Source organism: Pseudomonas sp. HB05, assembly GCF_016756915.1.
In the GTDB taxonomy this organism is placed as follows: domain Bacteria; phylum Pseudomonadota; class Gammaproteobacteria; order Pseudomonadales; family Pseudomonadaceae; genus Aquipseudomonas; species Aquipseudomonas alvandae.
In genome coordinates this window covers 39,055-57,682 of the sequence record NZ_JAESPG010000003.1, presented here as the reverse complement: position 1 = coordinate 57,682, position 18,628 = coordinate 39,055, and the positions used below count along the sequence as shown (strand labels likewise).

General features: G+C 62.7%; 15 protein-coding genes. 6 read left to right on the top strand and 9 right to left on the bottom strand.

Annotated elements, in window-relative coordinates; genetic code table 11:
- Window positions 1–27: 27 nt before the first annotated feature.
- The 6 genes from JMN22_RS04360 to mreB form a co-directional block, all read right to left on the bottom strand.
- The gene (locus JMN22_RS04360; RefSeq protein WP_198797769.1) at window positions 28–3,831 is read right to left on the bottom strand and encodes a YhdP family protein; all 3,804 of its coding nucleotides are present in this window, start codon (window positions 3,829–3,831) and stop codon (window positions 28–30) included.
- A gap of 61 nt (window positions 3,832–3,892) precedes the next feature.
- A complete protein-coding gene (rng, locus tag JMN22_RS04355; RefSeq protein ID WP_030139844.1) occupies window positions 3,893–5,350 on the bottom strand; it encodes a ribonuclease G in 1,458 nt (485 codons plus the stop codon).
- A gap of 56 nt (window positions 5,351–5,406) precedes the next feature.
- Window positions 5,407–6,003, bottom strand: a complete 597-nt coding sequence (locus JMN22_RS04350) for a Maf family protein (RefSeq protein WP_198797770.1) — start codon at window positions 6,001–6,003, stop codon at window positions 5,407–5,409.
- A gap of 43 nt (window positions 6,004–6,046) precedes the next feature.
- A complete protein-coding gene (gene mreD, locus JMN22_RS04345) occupies window positions 6,047–6,535 on the bottom strand; it encodes a rod shape-determining protein MreD (RefSeq protein ID WP_030139842.1) in 489 nt (162 codons plus the stop codon).
- A complete protein-coding gene (gene mreC, locus JMN22_RS04340; RefSeq protein ID WP_437127699.1) occupies window positions 6,532–7,620 on the bottom strand; it encodes a rod shape-determining protein MreC in 1,089 nt (362 codons plus the stop codon). The genes mreD and mreC overlap by 4 nt, the downstream gene beginning before the upstream one ends.
- Before the next feature lie 189 nt (window positions 7,621–7,809).
- Window positions 7,810–8,847 (bottom strand): rod shape-determining protein MreB, encoded by a 1,038-nt coding sequence (gene mreB / locus JMN22_RS04335; protein ID WP_002555108.1) that lies wholly within the window; start codon window positions 8,845–8,847, stop codon window positions 7,810–7,812.
- A gap of 214 nt (window positions 8,848–9,061) precedes the next feature.
- On the opposite strand from mreB, the gene gatC reads away from it, so the two are divergent.
- From gatC to JMN22_RS04305, 6 genes are all read left to right on the top strand, one after another.
- Window positions 9,062–9,349 (top strand): Asp-tRNA(Asn)/Glu-tRNA(Gln) amidotransferase subunit GatC, encoded by a 288-nt coding sequence (gene gatC / locus JMN22_RS04330; RefSeq protein ID WP_020297123.1) that lies wholly within the window; start codon window positions 9,062–9,064, stop codon window positions 9,347–9,349.
- Between the two features lie 16 nt (window positions 9,350–9,365).
- On the top strand, window positions 9,366–10,817 hold the full coding sequence (gene gatA, locus JMN22_RS04325) for an Asp-tRNA(Asn)/Glu-tRNA(Gln) amidotransferase subunit GatA (protein WP_198797771.1): 1,452 nt from the start codon (window positions 9,366–9,368) through the stop codon (window positions 10,815–10,817).
- A 10-nt stretch (window positions 10,818–10,827) separates the two neighbouring features.
- Window positions 10,828–12,273: an Asp-tRNA(Asn)/Glu-tRNA(Gln) amidotransferase subunit GatB gene (gene gatB / locus JMN22_RS04320; protein WP_030139839.1), complete on the top strand. Its 1,446-nt coding sequence runs from the start codon at window positions 10,828–10,830 to the stop codon at window positions 12,271–12,273.
- 149 nt (window positions 12,274–12,422) lie between these two features.
- Complete coding sequence (locus JMN22_RS04315; RefSeq protein ID WP_030139838.1) at window positions 12,423–12,800, top strand: septal ring lytic transglycosylase RlpA family protein; 378 nt, start codon at window positions 12,423–12,425, stop codon at window positions 12,798–12,800.
- 49 nt (window positions 12,801–12,849) lie between these two features.
- On the top strand, window positions 12,850–13,911 hold the full coding sequence (locus JMN22_RS04310; protein WP_030139837.1) for a calcium/sodium antiporter: 1,062 nt from the start codon (window positions 12,850–12,852) through the stop codon (window positions 13,909–13,911).
- On the top strand, window positions 13,908–14,288 hold the full coding sequence (locus JMN22_RS04305) for a carboxymuconolactone decarboxylase family protein (RefSeq protein ID WP_053152236.1): 381 nt from the start codon (window positions 13,908–13,910) through the stop codon (window positions 14,286–14,288). The genes JMN22_RS04310 and JMN22_RS04305 overlap by 4 nt, the downstream gene beginning before the upstream one ends.
- 143 nt (window positions 14,289–14,431) lie before the next feature.
- On the opposite strand, the gene JMN22_RS04300 is transcribed toward JMN22_RS04305, so the two are convergent.
- The 3 genes from JMN22_RS04300 to JMN22_RS04290 form a co-directional block, all read right to left on the bottom strand.
- Complete coding sequence (locus JMN22_RS04300) at window positions 14,432–15,373, bottom strand: AEC family transporter (protein WP_030139836.1); 942 nt, start codon at window positions 15,371–15,373, stop codon at window positions 14,432–14,434.
- Between the two features lie 259 nt (window positions 15,374–15,632).
- Window positions 15,633–17,186, bottom strand: a complete 1,554-nt coding sequence (garD, locus tag JMN22_RS04295) for a galactarate dehydratase (RefSeq protein WP_030139835.1) — start codon at window positions 17,184–17,186, stop codon at window positions 15,633–15,635.
- A 13-nt stretch (window positions 17,187–17,199) separates the two neighbouring features.
- Complete coding sequence (locus JMN22_RS04290) at window positions 17,200–18,564, bottom strand: MFS transporter (RefSeq protein ID WP_053178197.1); 1,365 nt, start codon at window positions 18,562–18,564, stop codon at window positions 17,200–17,202.
- Window positions 18,565–18,628 lie beyond the last annotated feature (64 nt).

Sequence of the window (18,628 nt, the reverse complement as noted above, 5' to 3'; positions counted from 1 at the left end):
GCTCCCACAGGGACTAGCGTTAACTCGTCAAAACGGTTTGTCGAAGCTGATCTTCGGCTCTTTCCACGGCCCCTTGACGTCATATCTTACGCTGGCAAAACGCGCCACGCGGTCACCGATCAGCTTGTCGATCAAAAACAGCGCCCCGCCCACCGCCGGCGCCCCGACGATCAGCGCGGCGATCGGCAGGTTGTTCGTCACCGGCAAGGTCACCAACAGCTTGGCGTCTACCCGGTCGGTGACCATGTCCAGCGTACCGTTGAGCTCAAGGTTGCTCGACGGCCCCGCCAGGGTGATGGGCTCGCGCGTGACGTACACGCCGTCGCTCGCCACCAGCAACCCCTTGACCCGGTCGTAGCTCAGTCCTTTGCCGAACAGGTCGGAAAAGTCCAGGCGCAAGCGCCGACCGATGGAGTTGAAGTTCAACAGGCCAAATACCCGCAAAGCCTGGGCGCTGCCTTCAACCTCAACGAACTGGCCCTTGCTCAATGACGCATCGAGACTGCCGGAGAAACGCTTGGTAGCAACCCAGGCGGGCGAGCCGGGCCAACGACCGTCCACATCCAGGCGGAATTCCTGGCTGGTCACGCTCGGCGCGAACCCCCACCCTTTCAAAACATCAGCCAGGTTCTTGCCCTTGATACGGCCCTTGTACCAACTGCTGGTGGAACCGGGTACGCCTTCCCAGGCGCCATTGCCGCTCAACACCATGCCTTTGAGGCCCATGTCCAACTCGTTCAACGCGATACCCTTGCCGGTAGGGCGCACCTTCAATGACCAGGCGCCAATCAGATCAGGGCCTTGGAACAACTGGTCGATGGCAATATCCATCGCTGGAATCTTGCTGGGATCGACCGTGGCCAGAGGATCCGGGGCGTTTTCATCGGCCTGGACCGTCGGGTCCACAGCCGGCAGGCGCACATAATCCAGCTTGATGCCGATCGGGGCGGCTTTCGCGTCCGGCAGGCTGACGCTGCCCTTGGCCTGCTGGCTGTCAAGCCGCAGGGCCCAGGCATCCGGTTTGCGGTCCAACTGCACCGAAGCCTGGTCCAGCGTCGTACCCATGGCCGTGAGCTTGCCCACTTTCAGGTCGGCGCTGCTGAGCACTTGTCGGGCACTGCCGCCCGGATCCTGGCCTGCGTATTTGCCCAGCAGTTCCTGCCAGGGGCTCACGTCCAGTTCCGACAGCGTGCCACGCAGTCGCAATCCCCTGCCGCCAGGCAATACTGCATCACCGGAACCCAGCAGCAATTCACCACGACCGTCGGCGACCTTTCCACTCGGCGCGGCATAAGTGAAACTGGCCAGGTCGCCGTAATTGACCCAATAACGCCGCTCCGGCCCCTGCAGCGTCATGCGGAACACCGTGTCGCGCCCGACATCGGCGGCCATCCCGAAGGGTGCCGGCAAGTCCACCGCCACACCCTTGAGGTTGGAGCTGACCGACAACTGGCTGTCGGCGCCGTCGAGGATCACTTGCAGTTGATACGGAACCACCCCGGAGACGGGCAATGGCTGGGTCACGCTCAGCCAATCGGTGAGTTTCTTCACCTCGACCCGCCCCGACGCCGTCACTCGCGTATTGAGCGCACCGGCGCGGCCCTCGGCAAAAATCTGTGCAGCCACAGGTCGATCGAACGCCCTGGCCGCGATGTTCTTGCCGCTCAATCCCTTGCTGCTGTCGAAGCGGAAATCACCCTTGAGTTCGGTCAACTCGAGCGCCGGCTCGCTTAGCTTGAGCCGGGCCTTGTCAGTGGCAAAATCCACCAGGATTTTCGGTTGCTCGCCTTTGACCAGCGGGATATCGAGCTTCACGCTGCCTTGCAGCGCACCGTCGCCTTCCCAACCGGCGAACGTCTCGGCCGTACCGATAGGCGCGGTCTGGAGGATCTTCAGCCCATCGCCCAATCCACCGGCAAACCCGCCATCCAGCAGCAGATGAGAGCTCTGCCCGGTGGGCACGTGGGGAATGTTCACCGAAACATCTTTCACCTGGGTATCGAGCAGTTGCCCCTGGCTGGCGAAAATGCGCACGCCACTGTCTTCGACAAACACATCGCCGCTGACCTTGCTGACGGAAGGCCAGCCCGGCTGGAAGGCCAGTTCGGCGTCATGCACCTTGAAAAACAGGCTGATGCTGCGGGCTGCGTCCTCGGCACCTTTGTTCAGCGAACCCTGGTACTGAAAAAAACCTTCGTCCACCGCGCCCTTGACGATTGCCGTGCGCAGCCACTCGTCCAGCGCCGGGCTGAGGACGGCCGGCAGGTACTTGCCGGTATAGCGTCCGTCGCCATCCACCAGGCCGACCCGCAGGTCCATGTAGTCTTCCTGGCTGTGGTCGAAATGCAGGCGGATCAGGAAATCGCCGGCAATCCGGCCTTCCTCCCCCAGCACCTTCAGGTAGGGCGCGATCAGGGTGAAGCCCTGCTTGTCGAGCTTCCAGGTCAACCGGGCGTTGGCTTGCAGGTATTGCCAGGGCTTGGCGAAAATCGGCGCCAGGTGCAGGGAGAAATCCTTGCTGTCCATGCGCAGTTCGCCGCCGCCCAGGTCACCGCTGAGGCTGCCGGAAACGTTGCGCGCCGCCGGAGCACCGTGATAGGCGTCAAAGCCCACCGTATCCAGGTTGGTGGCAAAGCTGACTTTCTGGTCGCCAGTGTTCTGTGGACGAAAGTCCACCAGCACGTTACGCAGGCCACCGGTCACCTTGAGCCGATCGATCGCCGTGGCGAGGCCCTCGGGCAACGGCGCCAAGGCATTGAGCAACGGCGTCAGCGGTGTCAGGTCGAGACGATCGGCCTCCAGGTGCCAGCGCTCCTCGGCCTTATCGGTGGCTTCGCTTTGTTGTAGCTGCAAGCGCGATTCCCAACGGGTCTCGCCCAGGCTCATCGCAAAGGTATCAAGCGTCGCATTGAACCCTTGGCTGCCGCGTTGAAAGTAGCCGTTGAGGGCTAGATTCTGGATCTGTACCGGTTTGCGGTCGGCGTAGGCGCCCTGCAACTGCGGCGCGTTCAGTCGTACCGCCGCGCTTTGCACGGTGCCCGCCCCCCAACTGAGCCAGAACTCACCACCGGCCTTGATCTCGGAAAAATTCCATTGTTGGGTCAGGCGTTTCGGCAGCCATTTGGACCAATCGCTTTGCGGCAGGCTCAGGTAGGCATCGGCCTCGCCATTCTTCCAGTCGCTGGCTCGGATCCGGGTACGCACATTCATCGCCACGGGTTGGCCGTCAGGCAGGGTCAGGCGGGCATCCAATCGTTGGCGCGTGGGGCCGGTGCGCAGGCTCAGGCCAACGTAGGTCAGGCTCAGCGGTGGCTGATCCAAAGGTTGCAAGGTAACTTGGCTGTCGAGCACCGACAGCTTCGAGACGATTTGCATCCGGTTCAGCAACTGCTGCGGATCAAGGGGCTGATCGTCCCGCACTGGCAGGCCTTCCAAGGCCCACTTGCCGTCGGCGCCTTCCTTGAGGCTGATCTTCAGCCCACTCACTTCCAGATGAGCGATGCGCACCTGACGCGTCAGCAGGCTGTCCCATAGATCGGGCACGACGCGCACTTGATCCAGGTGCAAGGCATTGGCACCGTCGCCAACCACGACGTCACGCGCCGCCAATATAGGCGCCAGGGCGCTCCAGCTCCCGTCGAGGCTGCCAACGTGCACGGGCATGCCCAAGGCTTCGCTGGCCCGGGTCTCCAGCTCACCGCGGTATTCGGCCACCAGCGGGACCAGTTCCCGACCGAGGCTGACGTACAACGCCAGCAGCACCAGCAACAGTGCACACAAGCCCAGCCCCCAGCGCGTCAGCGTAGCCAAAAGACGTGTCAGGCGCTCCATGTCAGCAGCCTCCCCTGGCCAAGACATTCAAATGGGCGGCCTCGCCACTCCACACGCCGCTTCAGAGCAACACCACGTCGTATTGTTCCTGGGAGTACATGGTTTCCACCTGGAAACGAATCGTGCGTCCGATAAAAGCCTCCAGCTCCGCCACGTTGCCTGACTCCTCATCGAGCAGGCGGTCCACCACTTTCTGGTTCGCCAACACTCTATAGCCAGTGGCCTGGTAGGCGCGCGCCTCCCGGAGAATTTCCCGGAAGATTTCGTAACACACGGTTTCCGGGGTCTTGAGCTTGCCCCGCCCCTGGCAACTGCTGCATGGCTCGCACAGCACTTGTTCAAGGCTTTCGCGGGTGCGCTTGCGGGTCATCTGCACCAGGCCCAGTTCGGTGATGCCGATGATGTTGGTCTTGGCGTGATCGCGCTCCAACTGTTTTTCCAACGTGCGCAGTACCTGGCGCTGGTGCTCTTCATCTTCCATGTCGATGAAATCGATGATGATGATCCCGCCAAGGTTACGCAGGCGCAGTTGCCGGGCAATGGCGGTCGCCGCTTCAAGATTGGTCTTGAAGATGGTCTCCTCGAGATTGCGATGACCGACAAAAGCACCGGTGTTGACGTCGATGGTGCTCATCGCCTCGGCCGGATCGACCACCAGGTAACCGCCAGACTTGAGCGGCACCTTGCGCTCCAGTGCACGCTGGATTTCATCTTCGACACCGTAAAGATCGAAAATCGGCCGTTCGCCTGGGTAGTGCTCCAGGCGATCGGCAATTTCCGGCATCAGTTCGGCGACGAATTGGGTGGTTCGCTGGAAGGTTTCCCGGGAATCGATGCGAATCTTCTCGATCTTCGGGCTGACCAGGTCGCGCAGGGTCCGCAGCGCCAGGCCGAGGTCTTCGTAGATCACGCTGGGGGTGGCGATGGTCTTGATCTGCGCGGCGATCTGGTCCCAGAGCCTGCGCAGGTAGCGGATATCCATGAGGATCTCATCCGCACCGGCGCCTTCGGCTGCGGTGCGCAGGATGAAGCCGCCCGCCTCCTTGATCCCTTCTTTCTCCACACAATCGCTGACGACTTTCTTGAGACGCTCGCGCTCGGCTTCGTCTTCGATCTTCAGGGAAATGCCGACATGGGCCGTGCGCGGCATATACACGAGGTAGCGCGATGGAATCGACAGTTGGGTGGTCAGGCGCGCGCCCTTGGAGCCGATGGGGTCCTTGGTGACTTGCACGACGAGGCTCTGCCCCTCATGGACCAGCGCACTGATGCTCTCCACGGCCGGCCCTTCGCGCATGGAAATTTCCGACGCATGAATGAATGCCGCTCGATCCAGCCCGATGTCGACGAAGGCCGCCTGCATGCCCGGCAGCACACGCACCACCTTGCCCTTGTAGATATTCCCGACAATGCCACGTTTCTGCGTACGCTCGACATGGACCTCTTGCAGGACACCGTTTTCAACCACCGCCACGCGCGATTCCATCGGCGTGATGTTGATCAGGATCTCTTCACTCATGGCAGGGTCTCGTTCAGGCATATTCACGATTATGGCCGCATCAAGTCAGTCAGCGCTCAGCGCGCGCTCAAGTTTTGCCAACAGGGTATGCCGAAATGGCCCAGCAGTTCCGCGGTTTCGCACAACGGCAGGCCGACCACCGCCGAATAACTGCCTTCGAGCCCGGCGACGAACACCGCACCCAACCCCTGGATACCATAGCTTCCGGCCTTGTCCCGGGGTTCGCCGCTGGCCCAATAGGCCAGCGCTTCCTGTTCGGTGATCGAGCGAAAACTCACCCGACTGCGAACCACACGGGATTCGCAACGCTGTCCATCCAGCACGGCAATAGCCGTCAATACTTCATGATCGCGACCGGACAGGCCCAGGAGCATCGACACGGCGTCGGCCTGATCCTGGGGCTTGCCGAGAACTCGTCCGTCCAGCACGACAGCGGTATCGGCGCCCAGCACGCAGCCATCGATGTCGGGGGACAGGGCACGTCGTCCAGCCTCGGCCTTGCCACGCGCCAGGCGCTCTACATAAGCCGATGGGGTTTCGTGATCAAGTGGAGTTTCGTCGATGTCCGCACCGATGGCGGTAAAGGGCACGCCGATCTGTGTGAGCAGTTCACGTCGTCGCGGCGAGCCTGAGGCGAGGTAAAGCGGTTTCATCAAGACATCTCCCTTCCAAGGTACGGGCCAATGCCTGACCGAATCAGTTGATTTTGAAACGCAGGCGCAAGCCGCGTAAACCGAAGCTTATCCATGGCCAGAGCAAGGCGCTGACCAGGGCCGGCAAGACCAGGGCCAGGGTCGGCTGGCGATTGCCGGTCAGCGCACTGAGCCACAGCTGCACCAACTGCGCCAGGCCAAAGATCACCAGGATCACCAGGCTCTGCTGCCACATCGGGAACATCCGCAGGCGCTGCTGCAACGACAGCACCAGGAAGGTAATCAGCGTCAGGATCAATGCGTTCTGGCCCAACAAGGTGCCATAAAGCACGTCTTCGGCCAGCCCCAGGCACCAGGCCGTGACCATGCCGACCTTGTGCGGCAGGGCCAGGGCCCAGAAGGCCAGCAACAAGGCCAGCCACAGCGGGCGCAGGATTTCCATGAACTGCGGCAGCGGTGAAACGCTGAGCAACAGGCCGATGGCGAAGGTCAGCCAGACCATCCAGCCGTTACCGGATCGAGTACTGCTCATTCTTCTCGTGCTCCCCTGGTGGCAGGCGTAGCGGCGGGCGTCGAGGCCGGTGGCTTGGCCGCGGGCTTCGCAGGTTGACTCGCCGGCTGGCGGCTAGCCGGCTGGTGAGCGGCCGGCTTGGCAGGTGTCGCGGCGGGTGCCGCCGCGGGCGTTGTGGCCGGCGGCGTCGCGGCTGGCGTTGTCACCTGAGGCTTGGGCACGGTAGCCGGGACAGGTGCAGGGGCGGGTGACGTCGGAGTGGCCGAATCGCCGCCCTGCCGGTCCTGGGCTTCCTGGGCCACGGCAGCATCGTTGGCTCGTTCTTCAGGCGTGCGGTTGTCGCTGAACACCAGCAGCAGGTAACGGCTGCGGTTCAGCGCGGCGGTCGGCACCGCGCGCACGATGGCAAACGGCTGGCCGGAATCGTGGATCACTTCCTTGACCGTCGCCACCGGATAACCGGCAGGGAATCGCTGGCCGAGGCCGGAGCTGACCAGCAGGTCGCCTTCCTTGATGTCGGCGGTGTCGGCCACATGCCGCAGCTCCAGGCGTTCCGGGTTGCCGGTACCGCTGGCAATCGCCCGCAAGCCGTTGCGATTGACCTGCACGGGAATGCTGTGGGTGGTGTCGGTCAACAGCAGGACACGGGAGGTATAGGGCATCAACTCAACCACCTGCCCCATCAGGCCACGGGCATCGAGCACCGGCTGGCCGAGGACCACGCCGTCGCGCTCGCCCTTGTTGATGATGATGCGGTGGGTGAACGGGTTGGGGTCCATGCCGATCAACTCGGCCACTTCGACCTTCTCGTTGACCAGCGCGGAGGAGTTGAGCAACTCGCGCAGCCGCACGTTCTGCTCGGTGAGGGCCGCCAGCTTCTGCATGCGCCCCTGCAACAGCAGGTTTTCGGTCTTGAGTTTTTCGTTTTCGGCGACCAGTTCGGTCCGGCTGCCAAATTGACTGGCCACACCCTGCCACAACCGTTGCGGCAGGTCGGTGATCCAGTAGGACTCCATCAACACCAGCGACATCTGGCTGCGCACTGGCTTGAGCAGCGTGAAGCGGGCGTCCACCACCATCAGCGCAACCGATAGCACGGCCAACACCAGCAGGCGCACACCCAATGAGGGGCCTTTGGCAAAAAGCGGTTTAATAGGCCGCTCCTCCCAGGCAAATGTTTTCTTTATTCATACGGCATCAAACCGGCCTGGATACGAATGACAGAAGATAAACGCCAACGGGCAGCACTGCAAAGTGCTGCCCGGGAGCGAACAACATAGACCATCCAGCCGAGCTTATTCGCTGGAGAGCAGGTCCATGGTGTGCTTGTCCATCATTTCCAATGCACGGCCACCGCCACGGGCAACGCACGTCAGCGGGTCTTCGGCAACGATCACCGGCAGGCCGGTTTCCTGGGCCAGCAGCTTGTCGAGGTCACGCAGCAGCGCGCCACCACCGGTCAGCACCAGGCCGCGCTCGGCGATGTCCGATGCCAGCTCCGGCGGCGACTGCTCCAAGGCGCTCTTGACCGCCTGGACGATGGTCGCCAGCGACTCTTGCAGCGCTTCGAGCACTTCGTTGGAGTTGAGGGTGAACGCGCGTGGAACGCCTTCAGCCAGGTTGCGACCGCGAACGTCGACTTCGCGCACTTCGCCGCCCGGGTAGGCCGTGCCGATTTCCTGCTTGATACGCTCGGCGGTGGATTCGCCAATCAGGCTGCCGTAGTTGCGACGCACGTAGGTGATGATCGCTTCGTCGAAACGGTCGCCGCCCACACGCACGGACTCGGCGTAGACCACACCGTTGAGGGAGATCAACGCGATTTCAGTGGTACCGCCACCGATGTCGACAACCATCGAACCGCGGGCTTCTTCCACCGGCAGGCCGGCACCGATGGCCGCAGCCATTGGCTCTTCGATCAGGAACACTTCGCGGGCACCGGCACCGAGGGCCGATTCACGGATGGCGCGACGCTCCACCTGGGTGGATTTGCAAGGCACGCAGATCAGCACGCGAGGGCTGGGCTGCAGGAAGCTGTTTTCGTGAACCTTGTTGATGAAGTACTGCAGCATCTTTTCGCAGACGCTGAAGTCGGCGATCACGCCGTCCTTCATCGGGCGAATGGCTGCAATGTTGCCCGGCGTACGGCCCAGCATGCGCTTGGCTTCCGTACCGACAGCCACGACACTTTTCTGGTTACCGTGGGTGCGGATGGCCACGACCGAGGGTTCATTCAGGACGATACCGCGCTCGCGCACGTAAATAAGGGTGTTGGCAGTGCCCAGGTCGATGGAAAGATCGCTGGAAAACATGCCACGCAGTTTCTTGAACATGGGAAAGGGACCCTAGGCAACGCGTGGGTAAAAAAGTGCGGCAAACTCTAACAACGACAGGGATTTTGGGCAAGGCGCCAATATGTTAAATTGGCCGCTTTTCTGTGCACCAAACACCGAGATCGCGGCCGTAGGGCCGTAGAAATGCGGTAGTGTTCCGACAATCTAACACACGGACGGACTGCGTCCGTTTTGTTTTCCACTGGAGAATCCCATGGCGCTTGAACGCTCCGACGTGGAAAAAATCGCTCATCTGGCCTGTCTGGGCCTCAATGAAGCCGATCTTCCACACATCACTTCTGCCCTGAACAGCATTCTCGGGCTGGTCGACGAGATGCAGGCGGTCGATACCGACGGTATCGAGCCGCTGGCCCACCCACTGGAAGCCAGCCAGCGCCTGCGCGCCGACGTCGTGACCGAGTCCAATCACCGCGAGGCCTACCAGTCCATCGCGCCAGCGGTCGAAAACGGCCTGTACCTGGTTCCGAAAGTCATCGACTAAAGGGAAAGAGCCTCTCATGCATCACATGACACTGGCCGAGATCGCCCGCGGACTCGCCGACAAAAAGTTTTCCTCCGAAGAGCTGACCAAGGCCCTGCTGGCGCGCATCGCCCAGCTCGACCCGCAGCTCAACAGCTTCATCAGCCTCACCGAGGAACTGGCCTTGAGCCAGGCCAAGGCCGCCGACGCCCGTCGCGCCAATGGTGAGAGCGGCGCCCTGCTCGGCGCGCCGATTGCCCACAAGGACCTGTTCTGCACCCAGGGCATCCGCACCAGCTGCGGCTCGAAGATGCTCGACAACTTCAAGGCCCCGTACGACGCCACCGTGGTCGCCAAGCTGGCCGCTGCCGGCACCGTGACCCTGGGCAAGACCAACATGGACGAATTCGCCATGGGTTCGGCCAACGAGTCGAGCCACTACGGCCCGGTGAAGAACCCGTGGAACCTGGAACACGTGCCGGGTGGCTCGTCCGGTGGTTCCGCCGCCGCCGTGGCCGCGCGCCTGTTGCCGGCCGCCACCGCCACCGACACCGGCGGCTCGATTCGCCAGCCGGCGGCGTTCACCAACCTCACCGGCCTGAAGCCCACCTACGGCCGCGTCTCGCGCTGGGGCATGATCGCCTACGCCTCCAGCCTCGACCAGGGCGGCCCCTTGGCCCGTACCGCCGAAGACTGCGCAATCCTGCTGCAAGGCATGGCCGGCTTCGACCCGAACGACTCCACCAGCATCGATGAACCGGTTCCGGACTACAGCGCCAGCCTCAACGGCTCGCTGCAAGGCCTGCGCATCGGCGTGCCGAAGGAATACTTCAGCGCCGGCCTCGACCCGCGCATCGCCGAGCTGGTCCACAACAGCGTCAAGGCGCTGGAGAAGCTCGGCGCGGTGATCAAGGAAATCAGCCTGCCGAACATGCAGCACGCGGTTCCGGCGTACTACGTGATCGCCCCGGCGGAAGCGTCTTCGAACCTGTCGCGCTTCGACGGCGTGCGCTTCGGCTATCGCTGCGAGAACCCGGAAAACCTGGTCGACCTGTACAAGCGCTCCCGTGGCGAAGGCTTCGGTGCCGAAGTGCAGCGCCGGATCATGGTCGGCGCCTACGCGCTGTCCGCCGGCTACTACGATGCCTACTACCTCAAGGCGCAGAAGATCCGCCGCCTGGTGAAGAACGACTTCATGGCCGCCTTCAACGAGGTCGACATCATCCTCGGCCCGACCACGCCGAACCCGGCCTGGAAGCTCGGCGCCAAGAACAGCGACCCGGTCGCCGAGTACCTGGAAGACGTCTACACCATCACCGCCAACCTCGCCGGCTTGCCGGGCCTGTCCATGCCGGCCGGTTTCGTCGATGGCCTGCCGGTGGGCGTGCAGCTGCTCGCGCCGTATTTCCAGGAAGGCCGCCTGTTGAATGTTGCCCACCAGTATCAATTGAATACTGACTGGCACACCCGCACCCCAACCGGCTTCTGAGGAGAAACACATGCAATGGGAAGTCGTGATCGGGCTGGAGATTCACACCCAGCTCACCACCCGATCGAAAATCTTTTCCGGTAGCTCGACCACATTCGGTTCCGAGCCCAACACCCAGGCCAGCCTGGTGGACCTGGGCATGCCCGGCGTGCTGCCGGTGCTCAACGCCGAAGCGGTGCGCATGGCGGTGATGTTCGGCCTGGCGATTGATGCCGAGATCGGCCAGCACAACGTGTTCGCCCGCAAGAACTACTTTTACCCGGACCTGCCCAAGGGCTACCAGATCAGCCAGATGGAACTGCCGATCGTCGGCAAGGGCCACTTGGACATCGCCCTGGAAGACGGCACGGTCAAGCGCGTCGGCATCACCCGTGCGCACCTGGAAGAAGACGCCGGCAAGAGCCTGCACGAGGAATTCAACGGTGCCACCGGCATCGACCTGAACCGTGCCGGCACCCCGCTGCTGGAAATCGTCTCCGAGCCGGACATGCGCAGCGCCAAGGAAGCCGTGGCCTACGTCAAGGCGATCCATGCGCTGGTGCGCTACCTGGGCATCTGCGACGGCAACATGGCCGAAGGCTCGCTGCGCTGCGACTGCAACGTGTCGATCCGGCCCAAGGGCCAGGTCGAGTTTGGCACCCGCTGCGAGATCAAGAACGTCAACTCGTTCCGCTTCATCGAGAAGGCGATCAACAGCGAGATCCAGCGCCAGATCGAACTGATCGAGGACGGCGGCAAGGTCATCCAGCAGACCCGCCTGTACGACCCGAACAAGGACGAGACCCGTCCGATGCGCAGCAAGGAAGAAGCCAACGACTACCGTTACTTCCCCGATCCGGACCTGCTGCCGGTGGTCATCGAGAACTCGTTCCTCGATGACGTGCGCGCCACCCTGCCGGAACTGCCGCCGCAGAAACGCGAGCGCTTCCAGGCGCAGTTCGGGCTGTCGAGCTATGACGCCAACGTCCTGGCCACCAGCCGCGAACAGGCCGATTACTTCGAGAAAGTCGTGAGCATCGGCGGCGACGCCAAGCTGGCGGCCAACTGGGTGATGGTCGAGTTGGGCAGCCTGTTGAACAAGCAGGGCCTGGAAATCGACGAGTCGCCGGTCTCGGCCGAGCAACTGGGCGGCATGCTGGTGCGGATCAAGGACAACACCATTTCCGGCAAGATCGCCAAGATGGTCTTCGAAGCCATGGCCAATGGCGAAGGTAGCGCCGACGAGATCATCGAGAAGCGCGGCTTGAAGCAGGTCACCGACACCGGTGCGATCAGCGCGGTGCTCGATGAAATGCTCGCTGCCAACGCCGAGCAGGTCGAACAGTACCGTGCGGCAGACGAAGCCAAGCGCGGCAAGATGTTCGGCTTCTTCGTCGGCCAGGCCATGAAAGCCTCCAAGGGCAAGGCCAACCCGCAACAGGTCAACGAATTGCTGAAAAGCAAGCTCGAAGGCTGATGGCCATGGAGCCAGTCCTCAAATCTGGCTCACCCCCCTGTGGGAGCGAGCTTGCTCGCGATAGCGGCATCACAGTCAACCTAGATGTTGATTGTGATGGCCCCATCGCGAGCAAGCTCGCTCCCACATCTGTATTTGGAATCCCTCACATGAAGCGTCTCCTCGGCGCCTGCGCCCTGCTGTCCCTGCTGGCCGGCTGTGCCAGCCAGAGTGGGACGGTCGATCCACACGGCTACGACCAGACCGGCGTCGCCTCCTATTACGGCTCCAGGCATCATGGCAAGCGCACCGCCAGCGGCGAGCGTTTCGACCAGCACGGCCTGACCGCCGCACATCGCCAGTTGCCATTCGGCACTCGGGTGAAAATCACCAACCTTGGCAATGACGAGAGCGTCGTGGTCCGCATCAATGATCGTGGGCCGTATACACGCGGTCGCCTGATCGACGTATCGCGCGCCGCTGCCGAACAATTGGGCATGTTGCGCGCTGGCACCGCGCGGGTACGCGTGCAAGCCCTCGACGATTGATAGACGGAGCCCGGCCATTTCCCTGATCAACGCCCTACCGCTGCTCAGCCTGCTCGAACTGTTCGGCGCGCTGCTGTTGCTGATCGCCGGCGCCGAACTGCTGGTGCGCGCCGCCGTCGGCCTGGCGGCACGCTTGCTGGTGCGACCTTTGATCATCGGCCTGACCGTCGTCGCCTTCGGCAGCAGCGCGCCGCAAATGGCCGTCAGCCTGCAGGCGACCCTGGCGCAGAACGCCGACATCGCCGTGGGCAGTGTGATTGGCAGCAGCATCTTCAATATCCTCGTCACCCTCGGGCTGTCGGCGCTGATCATCCCGCTGCGCGTCTCACGCCAACTGGTGCGCCTCGACATCCCGCTGATGATCGGCGCCAGCCTGCTGGTGTTCGTGCTGGCCTGGAATGAGGAACTGACCCGACTCGACGGCGTCTTGCTGCTGGCGGCCCTGGCGGTGTACCTGGGCTTGTTGCTGCGCCAGTCACGACACTCCGCTCGACCGCACCCGCTGGGTGGCGAGGTGGCCCATACATCCTGGCCCAAGAGTCTGGTGATGATCGTGTCGGGCCTGGCGATGCTGGTGTTCGCCGGGCACCTGTTGCTGGGCGCTGCGGTGGAAGTGGCCACGGACCTGGGTTTGTCGGAGCGCATCATCGGCCTGACCATCGTCGCCGTCAGCACGTCGCTGCCGGAGCTCGCCACTTCGCTGATCGCCGCCCTGCGTGGCCAACGGGACATCGCGGTGGGCAACGTGATCGGCAGCAACCTGTTCAACTTGCTGGGCGTGCTGGGTATAACCGCCCTCGCCGCGCCCTCGCCGCTCTCGGTCTCGCCCAACGCCCTGGATTTCGACCTGCCGGTAATGCTCGGCGTCGCGGTGCTGTGCCTGCCGGTGTTCTATTCCGGCTACCGCGTCACCCGCGCCGAAGGCTTGCTGTTGCTGGGCTTGTACGCGGTCTATGGGCTGCACGTGGTGTCGTTCACCACGGGCATGCCGCTGGCCGGCCAGCTTGAACGCTTGATGTTGTTCTACGTGCTGCCGACCCTGCTCGCGTTTTTGCTGTTCACCTCGGTGCGCGCCTGGCGCCGCCAACACCACAAGAGGGATTTGCCATGACCGACATTCCAAAGACCGGCCTCGACATGCGTCGCCAGGTGATGGGCGACGCCTTCGTCGACCGCGCCCTGGGCAACGCCACCGAATTCACCCAGCCGCTGCAGGACTTCGTCAACGAACACGCCTGGGGCAGCGTCTGGAGCCGCGAAGGCCTGCCGCTGAAGACCCGCAGCCTGATCACCCTCGCCGCCCTTACCGCGCTCAAGTGCCCGCAGGAACTCAAGGGGCACGTGCGCGGCGCGCTGAACAATGGCTGCACGGTGGAAGAGATTCGCGAGGCGCTGCTGCATTGCGCGGTGTATGCGGGCGTGCCGGCGGCGATCGATGCGTTTCGGGCGGCGCAGGAAGTGATCGATAGCTACCAGAAACCTGAGTGAAGGCCCAAGCCTTGCGGTGACAGGCCAGGCCTCTTCGCGAGCAAGCCCGCTCCCACATTGACTGCGTTCTTCCATGGAAATGCGATCGAATGTGGGAGCGGGCTTGCTCGCGAATGGAACGAAAGAGCGCTGCAAACCCGAGGCTAGATCCACCCACCCCACTGCAACACAAAGATCCCCAGGTTAGTGGTAATCGCCGCCATCAGCGTGGTGATGACGATGATCGCCGCCGCCAGCTCATGGTTGCCATCGGCTGCCCGGGCCATGACATAGCTGGCGGCGGCGGTAGGGCTGCCGAAGTACAGGAACAGGATCCCCAGCTCCGCCCCGCGAAAGCCCCACAGCCACGCGCCCAATGTGGTCACCAGCGGCAAGCCGACCATCTTCACCAGGCTGGAGCTCAGGGCCATCTTGCCGCTCTTGCGCAAGGCCGCCAGCGACAGCGTGCCGCCGATGCAGATCAGCGCCAGGGGCAAGGTCATCTGCGACAGATACTTCGCCGAGGTCTCGAACCAGTTCGGCAGGCCGATCTGCCAATAGGCGAACGGCGCGGCGACGATCACGCTGATAATCAGCGGGTTGCTGATCACGCTTTTGCAGATGCTCCACGGATCGGACTTGATCACCGGGCTGTAGACCGCCAGCACGATGGTCGACAAGGTGTTGTAGAACAGGATCACCAGCGCCGCGAGAATCGCCCCCAGGGAAATCCCGTAGTCGCCGTACATGCTCGCGGCCAGTGCGAGGCCGATCACACCGTTGTTGCCGCGAAACGCGCCCTGGGTGTAGATGCCGCGATCTTCCCGCGGGCAACGCCAGATCGCCCAGCCCCAGGCCATCGCAAAGCTCACCAGGGTGGCAATCGAGAAATAGATCAACAGGTCGGGTTGCAACGCCGCGTGCAGGTCGGCGTGCAGAATGCCAAGAAACAACAGCGCCGGCATGGTGACGTTGAACACCAGCGACGAGGCGATATGGATGAAGTTGTCGTTGATCCAGTAGATACGCTTGAGCAATGTCCCCAGGAACAGCATGGCAAACACCGGTGCGGTGATGTTCAGGGTTTCGAGGAAAATTGCCAGCATGCCGGGGGCCTTGAGAAGGGTGTCGTTAGGTGGCTAATGATAGCCACTAACGACGTTGGCGTCTGGTGAAGCGCTTTCGCGAGCAAGCTCGCTCCCACATTTGTACCGGGTCGACCACAAATCCACACTCACCACATATCCCCTGTGGGAGCGAGCTTGCTCGCGAAGGCGCCGGGTCAGCTTGCATCAATGCTGAATGTAACGCCCCCATCGCGAGCAAGCTCGCTCCCACACTGGATCTCCAGCGGTTACGCAATCATCAGGTAATCGGCGCCGGGTTGAACAAGGTGATGTCGTTGAACAGCTTGTGCCGTTCGGCCCAGGTCTGCTTCTTGCCGCTGGCCACGTCCAGGTAGTAATGGAACAGCTCCCAACCCAACTCTTCGATGGTCGCGCGCCCGGTGGCGATCCGGCCGGCGTCGATGTCGATCAGGTCCGGCCAGCGCTGGGCCAGTTCGGTGCGGGTCGAGACCTTCACCACCGGTGCCATGGCCAAGCCGTACGGCGTGCCCCGGCCGGTGGTGAACACGTGCAGGTTCATCCCCGCCGCCAGTTGCAGCGTGCCGCAGACAAAATCACTGGCCGGCGTGGCACAGAAGATCAGGCCCTTTTGCTTGAAGCGCTCGCCCGGGCCAAGCACGCCGTTGATTGCGCTGCTGCCGGACTTGACGATCGAGCCCAAAGACTTCTCGACGATGTTCGACAACCCACCCTTCTTGTTGCCCGGCGTGGTGTTGGCGCTGCGATCGGCCTCGCCTTTGGCCAGGTAACGGTCGTACCAGTCCATTTCGCGCACCAGCTCCTGGGCGACTTCCTGGGTTTGCGCCCGGGAGGTCAGCAGGTAGATCGCATCGCGCACTTCGGTGACTTCGGAAAACATCACCGTCGCGCCGGCCCGCAACAGCAAGTCCGAGGCGTAGCCCAGGGCCGGGTTGGCGGTGATGCCGGAAAACGCATCGCTGCCGCCGCACTGCATGCCCAGGATCAGCTCCGAGGCCGGCACGGTTTCGCGACGGCGCTGATCGAGTTTCTTCAGGCGCGTCTCGGCCAGTTCCATGATCTGCTCGATCATTTCCGTGAAGCCGTGACTGGAATCCTGCAAGCGATACAACCACGGCTCGCTGAGGTCCACCGAGCTATCGCCTTCGTGCATCACCTGCCCGGCCTGCAATTTCTCGCAGCCCAGGCTGATCACCAGCGCCTCGCCTCCCAGGTTCGGGTTGCGCGCCAGGTTGCGCACGGTACGGATCGGGATGTAGGCGTCGGTAGCAGTGATCGCCACCCCGCAGCCATAGCTGTGGGTCAGCGCGACCACGTCATCGACGTTCGGGTACTTGGGCAGCAGCTCGTCCTTGATGCGCTTGACCGCATGGTCGAGCACGCCGGTGACGCACTGCACCGTGGTGGTAATACCCAGGATGTTGCGCGTGCCGACGGTGCCGTCGGCGTTGCGATAACCTTCGAAGGTGTAGCCCTCCAGCGGCGCATCCGCCGCTGGCACGTCGGTGGACAGCGGCAAGCTGTCCAGCGGCGGCGCGGTGGGCATGCGCAACTGGTCTTCCTTGACCCAACTGCCGCGAGGAATCGGCTGCAGCGCGTAGCCAATGACCTGGCCGTAGCGAATCACCTCGCCGCCCTCGGGAATGTCCACGAGGGTGACTTTGTGGCTCTGCGGGACGAAGTCCACGGTGACCAGGCCGTCCGGGAACTCGGTCCCGGCCGGTACGCCCTGGTCATTGACGACGATCACCACGTTGTCCCGCTCATGCAGGCGGATGTAACGGGGCGAATCGGCATGTTCAATCAGTTGCATTGATGCCGCTCCTTCAGGACTTGGCTTCAGACAGGCTGGCGATGTCGGCATCCTTGGCCGTTGGTTCCTTGAGCACCACACGTTTGATCGGCCCCACGATGACCAGGTAGCTGAACACCGCCATCAGCGCGTTGCAGCCCACGAACACCAGCGCCCATTTGAACGAACCGGTGGAGCTGATGATGTAGCCGATGACGATTGGCGTGGTGATCGATGCCAGGTTGCCGAAGGTGTTGAACAGGCCACCGCTCAAACCGGCGATCTGTTTTGGCGACGTGTCGGAGACCACGGCCCAGCCCAGTGCGCCGACGCCTTTACCGAAGAAGGCCAGGGCCATGAAGCCCACCACCATCCATTCGACGTCGACGTAGTTGCACGCCACGATGCTGCTGGACACCAGCAGGCCGGCGATGATCGGCGTCTTGCGAGCGAAGGTCAGCGAGTGGCCCTTGCGCAGCAGGTAGTCGGAAATCACCCCGCCCAGCACGCCGCCGATGAAACCGCAGATCGCCGGCAAGGACGCGATGAAACCGGCCTTGAGGATGGTCATGCCGCGTTCCTGCACCAGGTACACCGGGAACCAGGTCAGGAAGAAGTACGTGATGCCGTTGATGCAGTACTGGCCCAGGTACACGCCGAGCATCATGCGGTTGGTCAGCAGTTGACGGATGTAATCCCACTTCGGACCGTCGGCTTTCTTTTCCTTGCCCTTGTCCTGGTCCATATCGACCATCGCGCCGTTGGCGGCGATGTGATTGAACTCGGCCTCGTTGATCATCGGGTGCTGACGCGGACCGTAGATCACTTTCAACCAGATCAGCGAGAACACGATGCCGATCACGCCCATCACGATGAACACGTGCTGCCAGCCGAAGCGGTAGACGATCCAGCCCATCAGCGGTGCGAACAACACGGTGGCGAAATACTGCGCCGAGTTGAAGATCGCCGAGGCGGTGCCGCGCTCCGCGGTCGGAAACCAGGCGGCGACGATCCGTGCGTTGCCCGGGAAGGACGGCGCTTCGGCCAGCCCGACCAGAAAGCGCAGCATGAACAGCGCAACCACGGCCGTGGACATGCCGAACTCACCGACATAGCCCTGCAGCACGGTGAACAGCGACCAGGTGAAAATGCTCAAGGCATAGATTTTTTTCGACCCGAAACGATCGAGCAGCCAGCCGCCGGGAATCTGCCCGGCCACGTAGGCCCAGCCGAAGGCGGAGAAGATATAACCGAGGGTGACGGCATCGATGCCGAGGTCTTTTTGCAGGCTGGAGCCTGCGATGGCAATGGTGGCTCGGTCGGCATAGTTGATCGTTGTCACCAGGAACAGCATGAGCAGGATCAAATAGCGGACGTGAGTCGGCTTGGTCGCTTGCATGTAGAGGTACTCCCACTATTTATTTTTATGCGGGTCAGCAGATTGTACGGCCGGGCTGGAAATC

Bases quoted from the DNA above. Each gene is read 5' to 3' on its own strand.
- JMN22_RS04350 (WP_198797770.1), bottom strand. From the start codon at position 6,003: ATGAAACCGCTTTACCTCGCCTCAGGCTCGCCGCGACGACGTGAACTG.
- JMN22_RS04360 (WP_198797769.1), bottom strand. From the start codon at position 3,831: ATGGAGCGCCTGACACGTCTTTTGGCTACGCTGACGCGCTGGGGGCTG.
- JMN22_RS04305 (WP_053152236.1), top strand. From the start codon at position 13,908: ATGACCGACATTCCAAAGACCGGCCTCGACATGCGTCGCCAGGTGATG.
- rng (WP_030139844.1), bottom strand. From the start codon at position 5,350: ATGAGTGAAGAGATCCTGATCAACATCACGCCGATGGAATCGCGCGTG.
- mreB (WP_002555108.1), bottom strand. From the start codon at position 8,847: ATGTTCAAGAAACTGCGTGGCATGTTTTCCAGCGATCTTTCCATCGAC.
- gatA (WP_198797771.1), top strand. From the start codon at position 9,366: ATGCATCACATGACACTGGCCGAGATCGCCCGCGGACTCGCCGACAAA.
- JMN22_RS04290 (WP_053178197.1), bottom strand. From the start codon at position 18,564: ATGCAAGCGACCAAGCCGACTCACGTCCGCTATTTGATCCTGCTCATG.
- mreD (WP_030139842.1), bottom strand. From the start codon at position 6,535: ATGAGCAGTACTCGATCCGGTAACGGCTGGATGGTCTGGCTGACCTTC.
- gatB (WP_030139839.1), top strand. From the start codon at position 10,828: ATGCAATGGGAAGTCGTGATCGGGCTGGAGATTCACACCCAGCTCACC.
- JMN22_RS04300 (WP_030139836.1), bottom strand. From the start codon at position 15,373: ATGCTGGCAATTTTCCTCGAAACCCTGAACATCACCGCACCGGTGTTT.
- garD (WP_030139835.1), bottom strand. From the start codon at position 17,186: ATGCAACTGATTGAACATGCCGATTCGCCCCGTTACATCCGCCTGCAT.
- JMN22_RS04315 (WP_030139838.1), top strand. From the start codon at position 12,423: ATGAAGCGTCTCCTCGGCGCCTGCGCCCTGCTGTCCCTGCTGGCCGGC.
- gatC (WP_020297123.1), top strand. From the start codon at position 9,062: ATGGCGCTTGAACGCTCCGACGTGGAAAAAATCGCTCATCTGGCCTGT.